Raw genomic sequence first — 15,677 nt, forward strand, 5'->3', positions numbered from 1 at the left:
ACTCAGCAAGGCCTTGAAACCAAAAAGACTCAAACTCACTGCACGGTGCGCACGGCCGATGCCAGTTGCGTGCGCTGCAACCACTGGGTCACGGAGTCCACCGTCACCGTCTCGATGCGGCTGGCAAAGCGCTTTTCATTCGGATGATCGTCAAACGCGATATTGGCAGCCGTCATGCGCCCGCCCAGTCGCGAGAACGCCCGGATGATGAGCGCGCTGGGCTCATAGCCCTTGGACTGCAACCAGGCCTGAGCCTGTGCGCGATTCTGAATAGCAGCCGGCTCCATGGCGGCTGCCAGCGTCTCGGTCGCCCATTGGTTCGACTGCTGGTATTTGCTGCTCCAGACATAGCTGACCATGCTGTAGGGCTCGTTTTGCAGGCGCAGCACCGTGGGAGCGTTCAGGAACTTGAGCAGGGCCTGCTGCACCGCCGGTGTCGGGATCTGGATGGCGGCTTCATAGCGCCACATATCGTCAAGAAAGAACTCGCCCAGGCCCTGGCGGTAGATATGGCCGGATGCAGTGCCGCACTCGTTGAGCTTGTGGGCCACGCGCCAGGGGCCGGCAGGCGTTCTGTAGGCCCAGCCATAGTGCGAGTACTTGAGATCGTATTTGCTCAAGTCCTGCCCTTGCCGCGCCAGCAACACGACCTGGGTGCCGTTCTTCTGGAATTCGGCGTCCAGCGCCTTGGCGGTGCGCGCGGCCAGATTCAGCCCCTTGGCCATCACATCGGCGGTCAGCGGACGGTCTTCACAGCTGCGGCCGGCCTGGGCCGAGCCCGCCCAGGCAATCAGCGCGGCGCCCAGCGCCAGCGCCACAGGGCCGTGAATGGGCATGCCGGCGCGTCGAGCGGGCGCCATGGCGTGTACAACGCTTGTAGCTTCCTTGATCATGCGAGCCTCCAGCTTCTTGAATTACAGACGCTCGTTGTGCATCAGCGCCTTGCCGATTTCGTTGGGGATGAAGGCCAGCACCTTGCCTGCCGTGGACAGAATCACGCCGGCCACTGTGGCGCTGGTTTGCACCACCGTGCCCACGCCGACCGACAGCGCGCCTGCGGCCTGGCCGGAGACCTTGACCACGGCCGAGGTGCCGTCGGCCACATTCTTGAGCACATAGGTCACGCCTGTGGCACTGCTTTCCACGGCCTCAACGATCACGGATGCACCTGCCGCCGACAGAAACAGGGGGATTGCCACGACTTCCTCCGAAGCGCCACCCGATGCCGCTGCAACCACCGATGCCACAGGCAGGGCCGACAGCACCAGAGAGGCTTCGCTCTGGGCGTGGACTGCGCTGCCGCCCAGCAAGGCAAAGGCCGCGCCCAGGGCGCACAGGCCGTTGCGAAGAGGACGGATAAAGGTCAGGACGTTGATCACAAATGGCTCCCGGTGGTTGTTGAAATGGGCCGCGATTTGCATGCGGCGACGAACGAATCATCAATGCGCCCGAAACTTCGGCCCTGTGTTTTGTCAAAATCAGCAAGCGGCAGGTCTCGCAGTATCGAGAAGCGATACTTACCGCCCACTACCAGCCCTCAAACCGGCTGCAGCTTGCACATCTTGCCCCACTCCCGCGCCCACAACTTTCAAAAATCATCAGGCAATCCATGCGGCTTCACTCTCAGACCTTCGCCCTGCACCAACCTTCACGCCGGCAAAGCCGGCTTGCAGCAGCGCTCGCCACGGCCATGTCCACGCTAGCTGTCTCGGCACTGGCGCAGGGCAGCAGCATTCCTGCTTTTTCGCAGATGCCGCCGGGCCCTCTGGGAGGGCCCTGGCACTTTGCCACCCTGCCCAACAAGAACCCGACGGCCTTCAATGTGGTGGACCAGGATGGCGGGCATGTGCTGCGCGTGAGCACACAGGACGCCTATGGCAATATGGTTCACACGCTGCACCTGACTGCTTCGCCCGATCTGCAACTGCAGTGGCGCTGGCGCGTGGATCAGCTGATCGACAAGGCCGATATCAAAACCAGAGCCGGTGACGATGCGGCGCTCAAGCTCTGCATATCATTCGACTTTGACAAATCGCAGCTGAGCTTTGGTGAACGGGCCAAGCTGCGCCTGGGAAAAATCAGCACCGGAGAGGATATTCCGGCCGAGACGCTGTGCTATGTCTGGGACAACAAGCAACCCACAGGCACGGTCATGCACAACGCGTTCACGCATCGCATGCGCTATATCGTGCTGCAAAGCGGCAGCACGCACAAAGGCCAGTGGGTGGCGGAACAGCGCAACCTGGCGTCCGACTATCTGCACGCCTTTGGCGACGAGTCCCAGGCCATGCCCACCATCATCGGCGTCACCGTCTCGGCAGACTCGGACAACACCCATGGCGAAGGACTGGCCTACATGGGTGATATCCGGCTCCTGCCCTGATCTTTCCGCCTCAACGCCGGAGCAAATCCGCCACGTTCTGCTGCAGCAGGGCCGGCGTGACAGAGGCAGCCGCCACGGGCTCGCCCACTTCCAGCCCCACGCGATTGAACAGGCCGCGGCGCAGCGGTTTGACCATGGCCACATTCCTGCCGCCGCGCAGCTCGATGCGGCTGAAGTAGGAGCCCCAGAGATTGGTCAGCGCCATGGGAATGACGGGAACCTGCAGGCCGTCGTCTCGCGCATGGTCGAGAATCTTCATGATGCCGCCCTTGAAGGGTTGCAGCTCGCCATTGAAGGTGATGCCGCCCTCGGGGAAGATGGCCAGCAGATCGCCCTCGCGCAGCACCTCTGCGGCCCGTGCGAACGCGGCTTCATAGGTCGCAGGGTCCTCCTTGTGCGGCGCGATCGGGATCGCCTTGGCCAGCTTGAACAGCCAGCCCAACACCGGCGTCTGAAAGATGCGGTGGTCCATCACGAAGTGGATGGGGCGCGGGCTGGCCGCCATGAGCAAGATGGCGTCGACAAAGCTCACATGGTTGCAGACCAGCACGGCCGCACCATCGCGCGGAATATGCTCGTCGCCGCGCACCTTGAAGCGGTAGACAAAGTGGGTGATGACCCAGGCCACAAAGCGCAGCAGATATTCGGGCACCAGCAGGAACACATAGAGCGCCACGATGGCGTTGGCAATGCCGGTGATCAGAAACACCTGGGGAATGCTGCAACCTGCGGCCAGCAGGGCACCGGCCAGCACGGCCGAGGCGATCATGAACAGCGCGTTCAGGATATTGTTGGCCGCGATGATGCGCGCGCGGTGCGTGGGCTGGCTGCGCATCTGGATCAGCGCATACATGGGCACGCTGTAAATGCCCGCCGACAGCGCCAGCAGGCCCAGATCCAGCATCACGCGCCAGTGTTTGGCCTCTCCAAAAAAGGCGCTCACGCCCATCAGCTCGGAGAGCGGCAGCGCGCGTGTGGCAAAGAACAGATCAATCGCAAACACGCTCATGCCAATCGCGCCCAGCGGCACCAGGCCGATCTCCACCTGGCGACGGCTGAACACTTCGCACAGCAGCGAGCCGATGCCTATGCCTACCGAGAAGATCACCAGCAGCAGCGATGCCACATGCTCGTCGCCATGCAGCACCTCCTTGGCGAAACTGGGGAACTGCGAGAGAAACACCGCGCCGAAAAACCACATCCAGCTGATGCCCAGCAGCGAGCGGAACACCACGGGCTGCTGGCGTGCCAGCTGGAGGTTGCGCCAGGTTTCGGTGAACGGGTTCCAGTTGATGACCAGGCCCGGATCGGTCGCCGGCGCATGGGGAATGAACTGCGCGCAGATGCGGCCCACGACCGCGACGGCCACGCAGGCCATGGCGACCTGCATATGGCCGACCTCGGGCACGGCAATCAAGAGACCGCCGGCGACCTGACCCAGCAGGATGGCGACAAAAGTGCCCATCTCCACCATGCCGTTGCCGCCCGTGAGTTCGCGGTCGTTGAGCACCTGGGGCAGATAGGCGAACTTGACGGGGCCGAACAGCGTGGAGTGCAGCCCCATGAGGAACACGCACAGCAGCAGCACCGGCACATTGGCCTGGACAAAGCCCCAGGCCGCGATCAACATGATGGCGATCTCGAGATTCTTGACCAGGCGGAACATGCGGGTCTTGTCCCACTTGTCGGTCAGTTGCCCCGAAGTGGCCGAAAACAGCAGATAAGGCAGGGTGAACAGCGCACCGATCACCAGGCCCGCCATGGAAGGCGGCAGCCACGAGACGCTGAGCTGATAGGTAACCATCACCGTGAAGGCGAACTTGAAGAGATTGTCATTGCCCGCACCGGCAAACTGCGTCCAGAAAAACGGCGCAAAGCGGCGCTGGCCCAACAGGGCAAACTGGTTGGGGTGGGCATGCTGCTGTGCAGCGGCGGCCGTGTGCACGGTCGGCGTGGAATTCATGGATCTCTCCCTGTGGCGCTGCTGGCATTGTGCCAACTTGCCCGGATTTTTTTGTAGGTTTTATGCCGCTGGCGCTTGATGAACATGCGCCAGCCGCTATGAATATTACGACTCGCGCCACTGGAGCAAGGCACGCAGCACAGGCCATGCGGCAGCGGCGGCCATCCAGTGCTTGAGGCTGTGGCCGGAGATTGAGTGCGCGGTCACATCGAAGACATCGCCGTCCGAGAACTCCAGCAGCTTGGCAACGAGGTACAAGCCGAGAACCCAGCCCAGCTCCATGGGCAGCGCATGACGACGCGGTGCCACAAAGGCCAGCCACAGGAGAGTCAGCATGCCGCCGCCTTGCACCAGCACCCAGGGCAGCACATTGCTGGTCTGCGCCCAGACCGCCACGCTGGCAGGTGCGGCCACCAGCAGTACTCCGGCAGTGATGCGGGCGCTGATGTCGTCAATGCGCGTCTGTACCGCCAGGCCCAGCAAGCCGGCGAAAGCCAGGCTCATGCCCAGCCGGTCCCAGACCAGGCTCGAATCCTGCGGTGCCCAGTGATAGTACGCAGACCCTGCCCCCGAGCACAGCAGGCCCGTGAAGAACAGGGCGCACAGGGCACGCGCCGTGCCGTTGAGCTTTTGATAGTCGGCACGCGCCAGTGCGACCCAGCCCGCCAGTCCCGCCAGCACAAACCCCAGATTGCTCAACACATCGGCCGCATGCGGCACGCCCAGCCAGCCGCGCCGGTCGGCAAAGGCGTGGTAATGCTCGGGCTGAGCCATGCCAGGCATCAGCAGCGCCAGCGTGAACAGCAAGGCCATGCCCCCGAACAAGGCAAAGCGCTGCTCCAGCGTGCCCGAGGTCTCGGGGTTCGTCATTTCCACGGTCGTGATCGATGAGGTATGCAGTTGCATGGCGCTTCCTTGTGTGATTGCCGCGCAGTATGGAAACCCGCCGAAGCAGCGGCATCAATCTTCTAAACTTGCCCCATACCGCTGCACTGCCAGTACTACCAACCGATACCATGAGCACGACTGCCGATCTCGTCACCGCCATCAAGAAAGAACTCAAGGCCGCGCAGATGACCTATGCCGACCTGGCTCAGGCCATAGGCATGGCCGAATCCAGCGTCAAGCGCATGCTGGCCAAGGGCGACATGCCGCTGTCGCGCATCGACGAGATCTGCCGTGCCCTGCACCTGGACTTTGCCGATCTGGCCCGCAATGTGGCCGACAGTCGGCCGCTGCTGCAGCAGATCACGCGCGAGCAGGAGATTGCCGTGGTTGCCGACCGCAAGCTGCTGCTCACGGCCATCTGCCTGCTCAGCCAGTGGACGCTGGAGCAGATAGTCGCCACCTACCGCATCAGCGAGCCCGAGGGCATAGGCTATCTGGCGCAACTGGACCGCATCGGCATCATCGAGCTGCGTCCTGGCAACCGCTACAAGCTGCGCCTGGCCAAGACCTTCCGCTGGCAGACCAACGGCCCGGTGATGGACTTCTTCCGCGAGAACGCCGTGCTGGACTACTTTGGCGGCACTTTTGCCGGCGAGGACGAGACCATGCTGCTGGTGCACGGCTCCATCGCCCCCAGCCTGGCGCCCAGCTTCGTGGAGCGCATCCAGCGCATCGGTCAGGACTTCTCGCAGCAGCATCTGCAGGATCAGCGCCTAGGGCCCAACAAGATCGAGGGCTACACCCTGGTGCTGGGCATGCGCAAATGGGAGCTGCCCGCCTTTGCGGCCTTGCGCCGGTAGACTGTCACTCCAAAATATGTAGCTAAATGCGCTTGCTGCATCTGCGTTATCCGCCTGTTTTGTACATTCTTCACCAAACAGACACACAAGATTGCAAGACTTCGCACAGCGGCAACCCGCGGTTGACGCTGGCCTTCCAACATGGAGCCCAAGGGATGCCTGGACCCACAGACAGCCCGCTACCCATGAAGGAGGCGTATATGCTGACAATCCGCAACACCATCCATACCGTCGCTGCCGCAGGCGCACTCGCCTTGCTGGGCTTTGCCGGCAGCGCACAGGCCCAAAGCGCTTACTGGGCGGGTGCCAGCCAGGGCGCCTATGTGAACGTGCAGTTCAACGCACCGCCCCCGGTCCGCTATGAAGCCGTGCCCGCTCCGCGCCGTGGCTATGTCTGGGCTCCGGGTTACTGGGAGCCGCGCGGCCATCGCCATGTCTGGCGCGCCGGCCACTGGGTACAGAACCGCCCTGGCTATGTGTACCGCCAGCCCGTCTGGGTACAGCACGGCAACCGCTGGGACTACCGCGCCAGCCGCTGGGACAGGGATGGCGACGGTGTGCCCAACCGCCATGACCGCAACCCCCACAACCCCTATCGCCGCTAAAAGCCTGTTGAAGCTTTAAGCCCTGATAGCTCCCTCCGCTGGCCCTCCGAGTCATCACTTTCCAGCGGATTTCAGCCCATGTCTCGCAAGAGATCTGGGCTTTTTTGCATTAACCCCACAAGCTTAATGCTGCATAAGCATATAGAAGCAAATCATTAAATTACGGACACAATTCACAGCATTCAAGGTTCCTCTGGACAAGTCCCATCATGCGTTTGCTGCCCCGTTTCATCTCCGGTCTTGTTGCCACAACGGCGGCCGCCGCCCTGTTTCCCCTGGCCAGCCAGGCGGCCGATCCCGGTGCCGCCAGCTATCCGCATCAGCCCATCACCATGATCATGGGCTTCAACGCCGGCTCGGGTGTGGACGTGATCGGCCGCGTGGCACAGGAGCCGCTGGGCAAGATCCTGGGCCAGCCCGTGATCATTGACTACAAGAGCGGCGCCGCCGGCAATATCGGCAGCGAGTTCGTGGCCCGCGCCAAGCCCGATGGCTACACCATCTACTTCGGCACCGCCGCCACCCATGGCAGCAATGCCGCGCTCTACAAAAAGCTACCCTTCGACGTGGAGGCCGACTTTGTGCCCGTCGCACCGCTGGTGGACGTGGCCAATGTGCTGACCATCAATCCCAATGTGATCAACGTCAAGAACCTCAAGGAGTTCGTTGACGAGGTCAAGGCCCATCCCGGCAAGTACAACTACGCCTCCACCGGCAATGGCGCAGGCACCCATATGGCATTCGCCGAGTTCAACTCGCGTCTGGGCCTGGACATGGTTCATGTGCCCTACAAGGGCGGCCCCGAAGCCATCACCTCGGTGCTGCGCGGCGAGACCTGCTGCATCATGAACCAGGTGCAGACCGTGCTGAGCCACTACAAGGCCGGCAAGGTGCGCCTGCTGGGCGTGACCACGGCCAAGCCCGTGGAAGCCGTCAAGGAAGTGCCCACCATTGCCGCCAGCGGCCTGCCCGGCACCAAGGGCTTCAACAGCTCCATCTGGTTCGGCATCTTCGCGCCCAAGGGCACGGACCCGGTCATCGTCAAGAAGCTCAACCTGGCGGTCAACGACGTGCTCAAGCAGCCCGAGGTGCGCGAGCGTTTTGTCTCCCAGGGCAACACCATCCGCGAAGAGACACCCGAGCAGTTCAAGAAGACCGTGCACGAAGATCGCATCAAATGGGCCAAGGTGGTCAAGGATGCCAAAATCAGTATTGACTAACACCCCCTGAGCGGCCCTGCCGCTTCCCCCTTTCTCTACGCGCTGCGCGCCAAGGGAGAGGAACGACACCCTCGGTGCGGGGCCGCCCAGGCCCTTCCTCGGTGTCTCTCGCTTGGTCCTGCTTCGAGTTCAAGCAGTGTTAAGTTATCGGTGTTTGTTTGATGCGTCTGCGGCTCAAGCCTCAGGCGCTTTTGGGTTTTAGCTATGTCAATTTCACCTTCTACGACAGCCACCACATCGGGACTGGCAACGCTGGAAGAACGCCTGCGTGACGACTTCGTCACTCTGGGCTGGCCTGCCAAGGCCTGGATTCCCCCTTCCACGCGCAAGGGACTGCCGGTGCATGACGTGCTCGTCATCGGCGCCGGCCAGGCCGGTCTCGCGCTCAGCATGGCGCTGCAGCAGGTCGGCATCAAGCCCGTGCTGCTGGACAGGTCTGCGCCAGACTTCGAAGGCCCATGGGCCACCACGGCGCGCATGGAAACCCTGCGCTCGCCCAAGGAGCTGACCGGCCCTGCCATGGGGGTTGCAGCCCTGTCCTTTCGCGCCTGGTTCATCGCCCAGTTCGGTCTCGATGCCTGGACAGTGCTGGACAAGATCCCGCGCCTGCAGTGGATGGACTATCTGCGCTGGTACCGCCGCGTGACCAACGCCGACGTGCGCAACGGCCACGAAGTCGTTTCCGTGCGCCCGCAGGCCGATGGCGTGGTGGAAGTCGATGTCAAGGCCAATGGCGTGACCGCCACCTGGCAAACCCGCCGCCTGGTGCTGGCCACGGGCCGCGACGGCCTGGGCGGCGCCACGGTTCCCGCCTTCATGCGGGGCGTGGACAGGAAGTTCTGGACCCATTCCTCCGATGCCATGGACTACGCCACGCTGGCGGGCAAGCATGTGGGCGTGGTCGGTGCCGGGGCTTCGGCCATGGACAGCGCGGCGACGGCTCTCGAAAACGGCGCGGCCAGCGTGGACATGCTGATCCGCCGCCAGCAGCTGCCGCTGATCAACAAGTCCAAGGGCTCGGGCGTGCCCGGCCTGACCCACGGCCAGTATCTGCTGCCCGATGCCTGGAAATGGCGCATCCGCCACTACATCAACGCCCAGCAGGTGCCGCCGCCGCACGGCAGCACGCTGCGCGTCTCGCGCCATGACAACGCCTTCTTCAACCTGGGTTGCGCCGTGCAGAGTGTGGAAAAAGCGGGCAACAAGCTGCAGGTGCAGACCTCGGCCGGCGTGTTCGTGCTGGACTTTCTCATCGTCTCTACGGGCTTTGCCATCGACTGGAGCCTGCGTCCCGAGTTTGCCGACATCGCGCCGCATGTAAAGCTGTGGAACAGCCGCTTCACGCCCGAGGCCGCCGATGAGGATGCCGAGCTGTCGGCATCGCCCGATCTGGGACCGCTGTTCGAGTTCCAGGGCGAGCTACCCGGTCTCGACCATATTCACTGCTTCTGCTACCCCGCTGCGCTCTCGCACGGCACGGTGTCGGGCGATATTCCCGCCATCAGCGATGGGGCGCGCAAGCTGGCCCAGGGCCTGGCCTCGCTGTTCTATCTGGACGATATCGAGCAGCACTTCGACAAGCTCAAGGCCTATGCCGAGCCCGAACTGGACGGCACAGAATGGACCGCAGCCGACAGCGCTTCGCGCATCCGCCAGCTGCAACCCTAAATCACGAGACTTCGCATGACAGACACCATAGACCGACTGGCCGGCCTTGAGCAAGGCAGCCCCACATTCACCACCCGCCACGAGCGCGAAAAAGTCGCTCTGGCCACCCAGGCCTGCGAAGACCTGCTGCTGGGCAATCAACTGGACAGCGCGCTGACCCAGGCCGAGCGCCTGGTGCTGGCTGCCGAGCAGGCCCGCGTCAGCGGCGTGACCGTGCTGGAAGCCGAATACCGTGCGCGCGCCGAGGCCCTGGGCGACGCCATCACGCCCGAGCTGCGCTCCATCCTCGATCAGCCCGGCGCCCAGACCGGCAATGCGCGCCTGGACGCCATGCTGCACTTTGTGCGCACGCTGGCCCTGAACCCGGCCCAGAGCGATCAGGCTGCGCTGCTGGCCATTCCGGCCGCCGGCCTGTCGCTCAACGACACCGTGCTGCTGGCCCAGCTGATCGGCTTTGTGGCCTATCAGGCCCGCCTGCTGGCGGGTGTGAAGGCCATGGGCGAGCTGGGCGGCGTGACCGAAGCGCCTGCCGCCCAGCCTGTCGATGCCGCGCCCTTTGTCCACCCTGCCAACCTGCCGCCGCCCGGCGAGCCGCTGCGCCGCAACGGCTTTACCAGCGAGACGCTGGACTGGAAGGCCTGGCTGCAGGTGCTGGACCCCGACACCGCCACGCCCGAGCAGCAGCAGGTACTGGAAGTCAGCCACCCCAAGGCCAAGAGCATGGACTTCTATCTGCTGCTGGCCCGCCAGCCCCAGGTGCTGCTGGAGCGCTCCCAGGCCTTCAACGCCATCATGTATGCGCCCGGCGGCCTGTCCCGCGCCGAGCGCGAAGTGGCGGCCACGGCCGTCTCTCGCTCCAACGGCTGCGTGTACTGCGCTTCGGTGCATGCCCAGCGCTTCGAGCAGCTGGCCAAGCGCAACGATGTGATGGCCCAGCTGTTTGACGAGCCCGAAACCGCCGGCACCAATGCCCGCGAACGCGCCATCATCCAGGCTTCGCTGACACTGACGCGTGCGCCGGGCGGCTTTGGTCCGCAGAATCTGCAGCCGCTGCGCGATGCAGGTCTGACCGATCTGGAAATTCTGGACATGCTGCACTCGGCCGCCCTGTTCGGCTGGGCCAATCGCCTGATGCTGAATCTGGGCGTGGAACTGTATTCCACCCCCTGAGCGGCCCCGCCGCTTCCCCCTCTCTGCTTCGCGGAGGGGGACGATGCCATCGCCGCGACGCGGCTCTTGCTCGGCATCGCTGATTTCAGGCAGCGCCAGTTTTTGGGGCGACTTTTTTTTGATAGCTGCTTGTGCCAATTAATTCGGTGCTTCAGAGTCAATTGATTTTGAAAACCATTTGAATCAAGCGCTAACAGCTATCAAATTTCAGGCTATTTACCGGTGAACACCGTCAGCACGCCGGCCAGCTGATGCACATGCGCATCCATCAGCTGTGCCTCGGCCACCAGGCCGATCAGAGGCACCGGCCCCAGCGCATGGCGCAGCAGCTTGAGCTCGGCATCGGCTCCGCCAAACAGCTCGCTGCCCCGGCCCTTGCTGCTCACATAGATCGCACCGCGTATATGCTGGGGCTGGGCCGCCTCGGCCATGGTCTCGGGACCTGCGTCGGCAAAGTCGGGCTGCAGCGCGTCCTTGAGGGCCGCGCCCATCTGCATCAGCTCATGACGGGCCGCGCTGCTCTGGCGCTGGCAGAAGATCACCGTATGCTCGGCCTCCACGGGCGACGACAGCGCAACGCCCTGGCGCACCGGATCCAGCCCCACGATATGCAGCACCTGGGCCTCGTCGGTGAGCGCCCCGCGCTCCAGACCCCGGCCCAGCGGGGCAATCGCGGCCTGGGTCTTGCGCAGTTGCGACAGCGCAGCCTGCCAGCCGCCTCCGGCGCTGGGGCTGGCTTCCACATCCAGCATCTGCAGCAGTCGGGGCAAGGCGGGCTCGCCTTCGAGCTCCAGCACCACCGGGCCTCTGGCCTCAGTAATCTCCAATCCCGCGCCCAAGGGCGCGCAGCCCTGGGCCAGTCTTGAGATACAGGCTACATCGGCATCGAAGGCCACGCCGGAAAAGCCGGCATGAAAAATGCCGACGCTGGCCTGCGCCCTCAACCGGGGCAGGTCTTCGGCACGACAGGCGAACTGCACGCCCTGCTCGCTGCTGAGCGCCCCGAACAGATTTCCAGAGCTGATGCGCTCGGACAGCTCCAGCAGCAACTCAGCGAGATCAGGCTGATCGATGCTGGAGTGCACCAGGGCCGAATGCGCCTCGAATCCGGCTTCGGCGCCACTTTGCGCCAGCGGTGCCACGCCGGAATAGACGCGGTAATGGGCGGCCGGCAGGTCCAGCAGCATGACCGCCAGCGAGGAGCTTTCGGAATACTCGTGCTCCATGGCCAGTACGGCGTGACCGGAGCTGCCCACCCAGTCGGTGACCTGGGGCAACTCGCGCGCCAGCAGCGCCAGCAAGGGCTGCGCATGGGGCACCAGCCCCTGCGCGATATAGACCAGACCCAGCCGGTGCGGCTGCAGTGACTGGCGCAGCAACTGCCCACGCAGCTGCAGCACGACTTGCTCAGTCGCAGCGCGCCAGTCTTCATGGCTGGCATGAGCGACGGGAAACAGTGACATAAGCCCTCCTGTTCTTGCTGGAGCGTGGATGCCTTGCAACCACGATTTTCCACCTTAGCGGGAAGGGATTGCTCAGGGCTTGCGCGAGGTAGCAGAGGTTTTGGCTGCAGTCTTTTTGGCGGCAGGCTGCTTGGCAGCAGTTTTTTTTAGCGGCTGCCGTTTTGCTGGCTGCCGTTTTGGGTTGACCGGTCTTGGCCGCCGCCTTGCGTGCAGGCCTGGGCTCGGCTGCCGCGGCGCTCTTTGCCGCACCTGTCGCCGCAGTTTTTGCCGCAGCTGCAGCGCCAAAACCGCCTGCCTGTGCCATCACCTTTTCCATGGTGGACTTGGCAAAACCGCTGGCCATCTCGGTGGCGCGCTGGGCAGCGGCCAGCGTCTCGGGCGGAACGGGCTCTGCCATGGCCTTGGCCGCAATCTGCTGGAACTGCTGGGTCAGCGCTCCCCACCATTGCATGGCCTGGTTCAAGGCAGCCTGAGAAGGCGGCTCTGCCTGAGCCTTGGCATGGTTCTGCTCCTCTTGCGCCGCAGCCTGTGCTTCAGGCTCGGGCGCAGGGTTTGCCAGCGGCTCTGCAACCGCAGCCTTGGCCGTGGCCGTGGCACTTCCCATGGGCCAGCCGGCATTGCCGGTCGCTGCGGGCTCTGCCGGCGCTGCACCAGGGAAAGGAAAGGACTTGGCCAGCTCGCTCATGCTGACATTCATGTCCTTGAGCGTGGACAGCGTCATGCGCTGCACTTCCAGCGCCTGGATGGTGGCAGCCAGGGCGCGGCTGTTTTGCTCCAGCCAGAACTGCACGGCCTTCAGCTCGGCAATGCGCTTGTCAACCTCTTCCACGCTTACGGTGGGAGCCACCCATTGCGGCACGCGGCCCATGGGATTGGCCGCAGCGCCAGCGCTTTGCGCCAGCCCCTGCAGAAAATCAAAGCCGGGAATGAACTTGCCGAAACCAAATGCCGATGCGTCGCCGCTCATAGTGCTCTCCACTGCAGGGATGGATACCAGAATCCGCATCCGGACAAGACCGGACGCGGAACTAGCTTACTGCACTTGCGATGTTTGCTGCAAACAAGGGAGCAGGTCGCGCGCCTGGCTCAAGTCATCAATGCTGATGAGCACCATGACCCATATGCTGGTGCCCGGCACCGGCCGCCGCAGGGGCGGCCACGCGCACCGGCAGTTGCAGGCTTAGGCGCGACACTGCGCCCTTGGCATCCTTGAACACCAGGGTCACGGGCACCTGGCTGTCCTTGACCAGCGGGGCCTTGAGCTGCTGCAGCATCAGGTGATAGCCGCCGGGCTTGAGATCCACGGCCACGCCCTGAGGCAGATCCAGGGCCTCGATGGCGCGCATGCGCATCACATCGCCCTCCATCTTCATCTCGTGCACCTCGGCCACGGCGGCGGCCGTAGTTTCCACACCCACGAGCTTGAGCGGCTCCTGGGCCGTCAGGCGCATAAAGGCCCCCGAAGCCTGCTGACCCGCCACGCTGGCGCGGGCCCAGGCGTTCTCGACCTTGACATGGGCCGCATCGGCATGGGCCCAGGCGGCCCCCGAAACCAGCAGCGAAGCGACCAGCGAACCCAGGGCCATCACGGTAAAACGACGCGTATTCATGAAACCATCTCCATTCAAATTCAGTCTGGACTTACGCAAACAAGAGTGCATCAAGATGGTCCCCTTGAAACCAAGCCCTTGCTTGAGCCCGATTTGCATAAGTCGTGTCAATCTCAAATCGATCTGAGACGCTTGACCATCAAGCGCCCTCAGCTATGTTTTTCAGGGTTTCAAAGGGCGGCGCACGTACGGGCGGCAGGGTGGAGACAAAAGCTCTGTGAGCGACATCGGCCCAGGGCCGGGCATCGACAACGGCGCGGTGACTGCCAGGATCTGGCTGCTGCGCTGGCGGCGGCGCCAGCAGCGGCAGGCACAGCGCGCAATCCAGTCCATGTGGGGTGGCGGCATCGTCGCTGGCGGGGCTGGGCACCCAGTGTGTGCTGCCGCTGGCCGTGCACACAGCCTCCCAGCCGGCAGGCGGCGTGGCGCGCGCCCAGGGCGTGAGCATGCTGACCAGCAGCACGCAGAACCACGCACCCAGCACCCTGCGAACCAGAAGGGCTGCCGGTTTGTGCCGAGGAGGGTGTGCGCGCCAATGCATGGAGCGATTGTAGAAGCCGGCCCGCTATCCGGTTGGCGACGCAGGGCTTGCGCCACTTGCCTCTACGATAACTGGCCACGTATACCTATTCACAACCACCGATCAGGAGACAAGCATGCTGACTTTGTGCGGATTTTCGGCCAGCAACTACTACAACAAGGTCAAGCTGGCCTTGATGGAAAAGCAGATTCCCTTCGCCGAGGAGCTGGCCTGGCTGGGCAGCACCAACCCCGAGGAATCTCCGCTGGGCAAGGTTCCGTATCTGCGCACCCAGCATGGCGCCATCAGCGAGTCCGACGCCATCATCGAATATGTGGAAACACTGTCCAACAAGGTGCCGCTGCTGCCCGCAGACCCCTTTGCTGCCGCCAAGGTGCGTGAGCTTTGCGTCTATCTGAACCTGCACCTGGAGCTGGTGGCGCGCAACCTCTATCCCCAGGCCTTCTTCGGCGGCAAGATCAGTGATGGCACACGCGACAAGACGCTGGAGCAGTTGAAAAAGAACATCGCAGCCTTTGCCAAGCTGGCCCGCTTCGATACCCCGTTCATCGCGGGCGACAGCTTCACGCTGGCCGACTGCAGCGCCATCGTGCATCTGCCGCTGGTCAGCAGCGCCAGCAAGATCCTGGGCGGCAGCGATCTGCTGGCCGAGCTGCCGGTGCGCGACTATCTGGCGCGCATGAGCGAGCGTCCCACGGTGCAGAAGGTCAACGCCGACCGCAAGCGAAACACCGAGGAGCTGATGGCACGCATGCAGGCCAAGGCTGCGCGCTGAAGCGTGCCGGGTACGGGCCCGGTGATGCTACGCTTGGGCCCATCATGCAAAGCGCTTTTCATCTTGCCTACCACGTGACCGATCTCGACCAGGCCCGCCGTTTCTACGGCGGCGTGCTCGGCTGTCGCGAGGGTCGCAGCACCGACACCTGGGTCGATTTCGACTTCTTTGGCCACCAGATCTCCCTGCATCTGGGTCAGCCCTTTGCCGTGAGCAACACCGGCAAGGTCGGCAACCATATGGTGCCCATGCCCCATCTGGGCGTGATCCTGCTCAAGCCCGACTGGCTGGCCCTGGCCGAACGCCTCAAAGCCGCCGGCACCACCTTCATTCTGGAGCCGCAGGTGCGCTTTGAAGGCGAGCCCGGAGAGCAGTGGACCATGTTCTTCACCGACCCCTGCGGCAATCCGATCGAGGTCAAGGGATTTACCAACTGGGACGCGGTTTACGAACACTGATCCCCTCTGAGCCGCTTCGCGTCTTCCCCCAAAGGGGGACGACGACCTTGGCTGCGGGGCGGCCCTAGCTGGC

Annotated in this window: 15 protein-coding genes and 1 pseudogene; 8 read left to right on the forward strand and 8 right to left on the reverse strand. The window is 63.7% G+C overall.

What is annotated here, in order from left to right; all coding sequences use genetic code 11:
- Positions 1-35 precede the first annotated feature (35 nt).
- Positions 36-893 carry a DUF2145 domain-containing protein gene (locus V8Z78_RS18660; RefSeq protein WP_003065630.1) on the reverse strand — a complete coding sequence of 286 codons (858 nt, stop codon included), beginning with the start codon at positions 891-893 and terminating at the stop codon, positions 36-38.
- A 21-nt stretch (positions 894-914) separates the two neighbouring features.
- Positions 915-1,421, reverse strand: coding sequence for a hypothetical protein (locus V8Z78_RS18665; protein ID WP_314353087.1), 507 nt, complete (start codon positions 1,419-1,421; stop codon positions 915-917).
- A 269-nt stretch (positions 1,422-1,690) separates the two neighbouring features.
- Between V8Z78_RS18665 and V8Z78_RS18670 the strand changes: the two genes are divergently transcribed.
- Positions 1,691-2,383, forward strand: coding sequence for a DUF3047 domain-containing protein (locus V8Z78_RS18670; protein ID WP_012836807.1), 693 nt, complete (start codon positions 1,691-1,693; stop codon positions 2,381-2,383).
- 10 nt (positions 2,384-2,393) lie between these two features.
- Here the strand turns inward: V8Z78_RS18670 and V8Z78_RS18675 are convergent, their stop codons facing one another.
- Positions 2,394-4,346: an MFS transporter gene (locus V8Z78_RS18675; RefSeq protein ID WP_349731889.1), complete on the reverse strand. Its 1,953-nt coding sequence runs from the start codon at positions 4,344-4,346 to the stop codon at positions 2,394-2,396.
- A gap of 105 nt (positions 4,347-4,451) precedes the next feature.
- Positions 4,452-5,252, reverse strand: a complete 801-nt coding sequence (locus tag V8Z78_RS18680; RefSeq protein WP_349731890.1) for a hypothetical protein — start codon at positions 5,250-5,252, stop codon at positions 4,452-4,454.
- Between the two features lie 110 nt (positions 5,253-5,362).
- Here V8Z78_RS18680 and V8Z78_RS18685 point away from each other — a divergent pair, with 110 nt between their 5' ends.
- The 5 genes from V8Z78_RS18685 (at position 5,363) to V8Z78_RS18705 (ending at position 10,757) form a co-directional block, all read left to right on the forward strand.
- Entirely contained in the window at positions 5,363-6,094 is a 732-nt protein-coding gene (locus tag V8Z78_RS18685) for a helix-turn-helix domain-containing protein (protein WP_349731891.1), read from the forward strand.
- 200 nt (positions 6,095-6,294) lie between these two features.
- A complete protein-coding gene (locus tag V8Z78_RS18690; protein WP_003059306.1) occupies positions 6,295-6,699 on the forward strand; it encodes a YXWGXW repeat-containing protein in 405 nt (134 codons plus the stop codon).
- Between the two features lie 209 nt (positions 6,700-6,908).
- A complete protein-coding gene (locus V8Z78_RS18695; RefSeq protein WP_256629635.1) occupies positions 6,909-7,919 on the forward strand; it encodes a Bug family tripartite tricarboxylate transporter substrate binding protein in 1,011 nt (336 codons plus the stop codon).
- A 204-nt stretch (positions 7,920-8,123) separates the two neighbouring features.
- Complete coding sequence (locus tag V8Z78_RS18700) at positions 8,124-9,587, forward strand: NAD(P)-binding domain-containing protein (RefSeq protein WP_280031769.1); 1,464 nt, start codon at positions 8,124-8,126, stop codon at positions 9,585-9,587.
- 15 nt (positions 9,588-9,602) lie between these two features.
- The gene (locus V8Z78_RS18705) at positions 9,603-10,757 is read left to right on the forward strand and encodes a CMD domain-containing protein (protein ID WP_179627198.1); all 1,155 of its coding nucleotides are present in this window, start codon (positions 9,603-9,605) and stop codon (positions 10,755-10,757) included.
- A gap of 212 nt (positions 10,758-10,969) precedes the next feature.
- Here the strand turns inward: V8Z78_RS18705 and V8Z78_RS18710 are convergent, their stop codons facing one another.
- The 4 genes and pseudogenes from V8Z78_RS18710 to V8Z78_RS18725 all read right to left on the reverse strand — a co-directional run bounded on the left by V8Z78_RS18710 (position 10,970) and on the right by V8Z78_RS18725 (position 14,371).
- A complete protein-coding gene (locus tag V8Z78_RS18710; protein ID WP_003065653.1) occupies positions 10,970-12,220 on the reverse strand; it encodes an FIST signal transduction protein in 1,251 nt (416 codons plus the stop codon).
- A gap of 72 nt (positions 12,221-12,292) precedes the next feature.
- Positions 12,293-13,187: pseudogene (locus V8Z78_RS18715) on the reverse strand (PhaM family polyhydroxyalkanoate granule multifunctional regulatory protein).
- 127 nt (positions 13,188-13,314) lie between these two features.
- Positions 13,315-13,830 (reverse strand): copper chaperone PCu(A)C, encoded by a 516-nt coding sequence (locus V8Z78_RS18720; RefSeq protein WP_003065656.1) that lies wholly within the window; start codon positions 13,828-13,830, stop codon positions 13,315-13,317.
- Between the two features lie 139 nt (positions 13,831-13,969).
- Positions 13,970-14,371: a hypothetical protein gene (locus tag V8Z78_RS18725; RefSeq protein WP_046461454.1), complete on the reverse strand. Its 402-nt coding sequence runs from the start codon at positions 14,369-14,371 to the stop codon at positions 13,970-13,972.
- A gap of 115 nt (positions 14,372-14,486) precedes the next feature.
- Between V8Z78_RS18725 and V8Z78_RS18730 the strand changes: the two genes are divergently transcribed.
- The gene (locus tag V8Z78_RS18730) at positions 14,487-15,146 is read left to right on the forward strand and encodes a glutathione S-transferase (protein ID WP_046461455.1); all 660 of its coding nucleotides are present in this window, start codon (positions 14,487-14,489) and stop codon (positions 15,144-15,146) included.
- 44 nt (positions 15,147-15,190) lie between these two features.
- Positions 15,191-15,604: a VOC family protein gene (locus tag V8Z78_RS18735; protein ID WP_280008006.1), complete on the forward strand. Its 414-nt coding sequence runs from the start codon at positions 15,191-15,193 to the stop codon at positions 15,602-15,604.
- Positions 15,605-15,677: the final 73 nt, after the last annotated feature.

It is taken from the genome of Comamonas sp. wu1-DMT (genome assembly GCF_040187805.1).
Classification (GTDB): Bacteria; Pseudomonadota; Gammaproteobacteria; order Burkholderiales; family Burkholderiaceae_C; genus Comamonas; species Comamonas thiooxydans.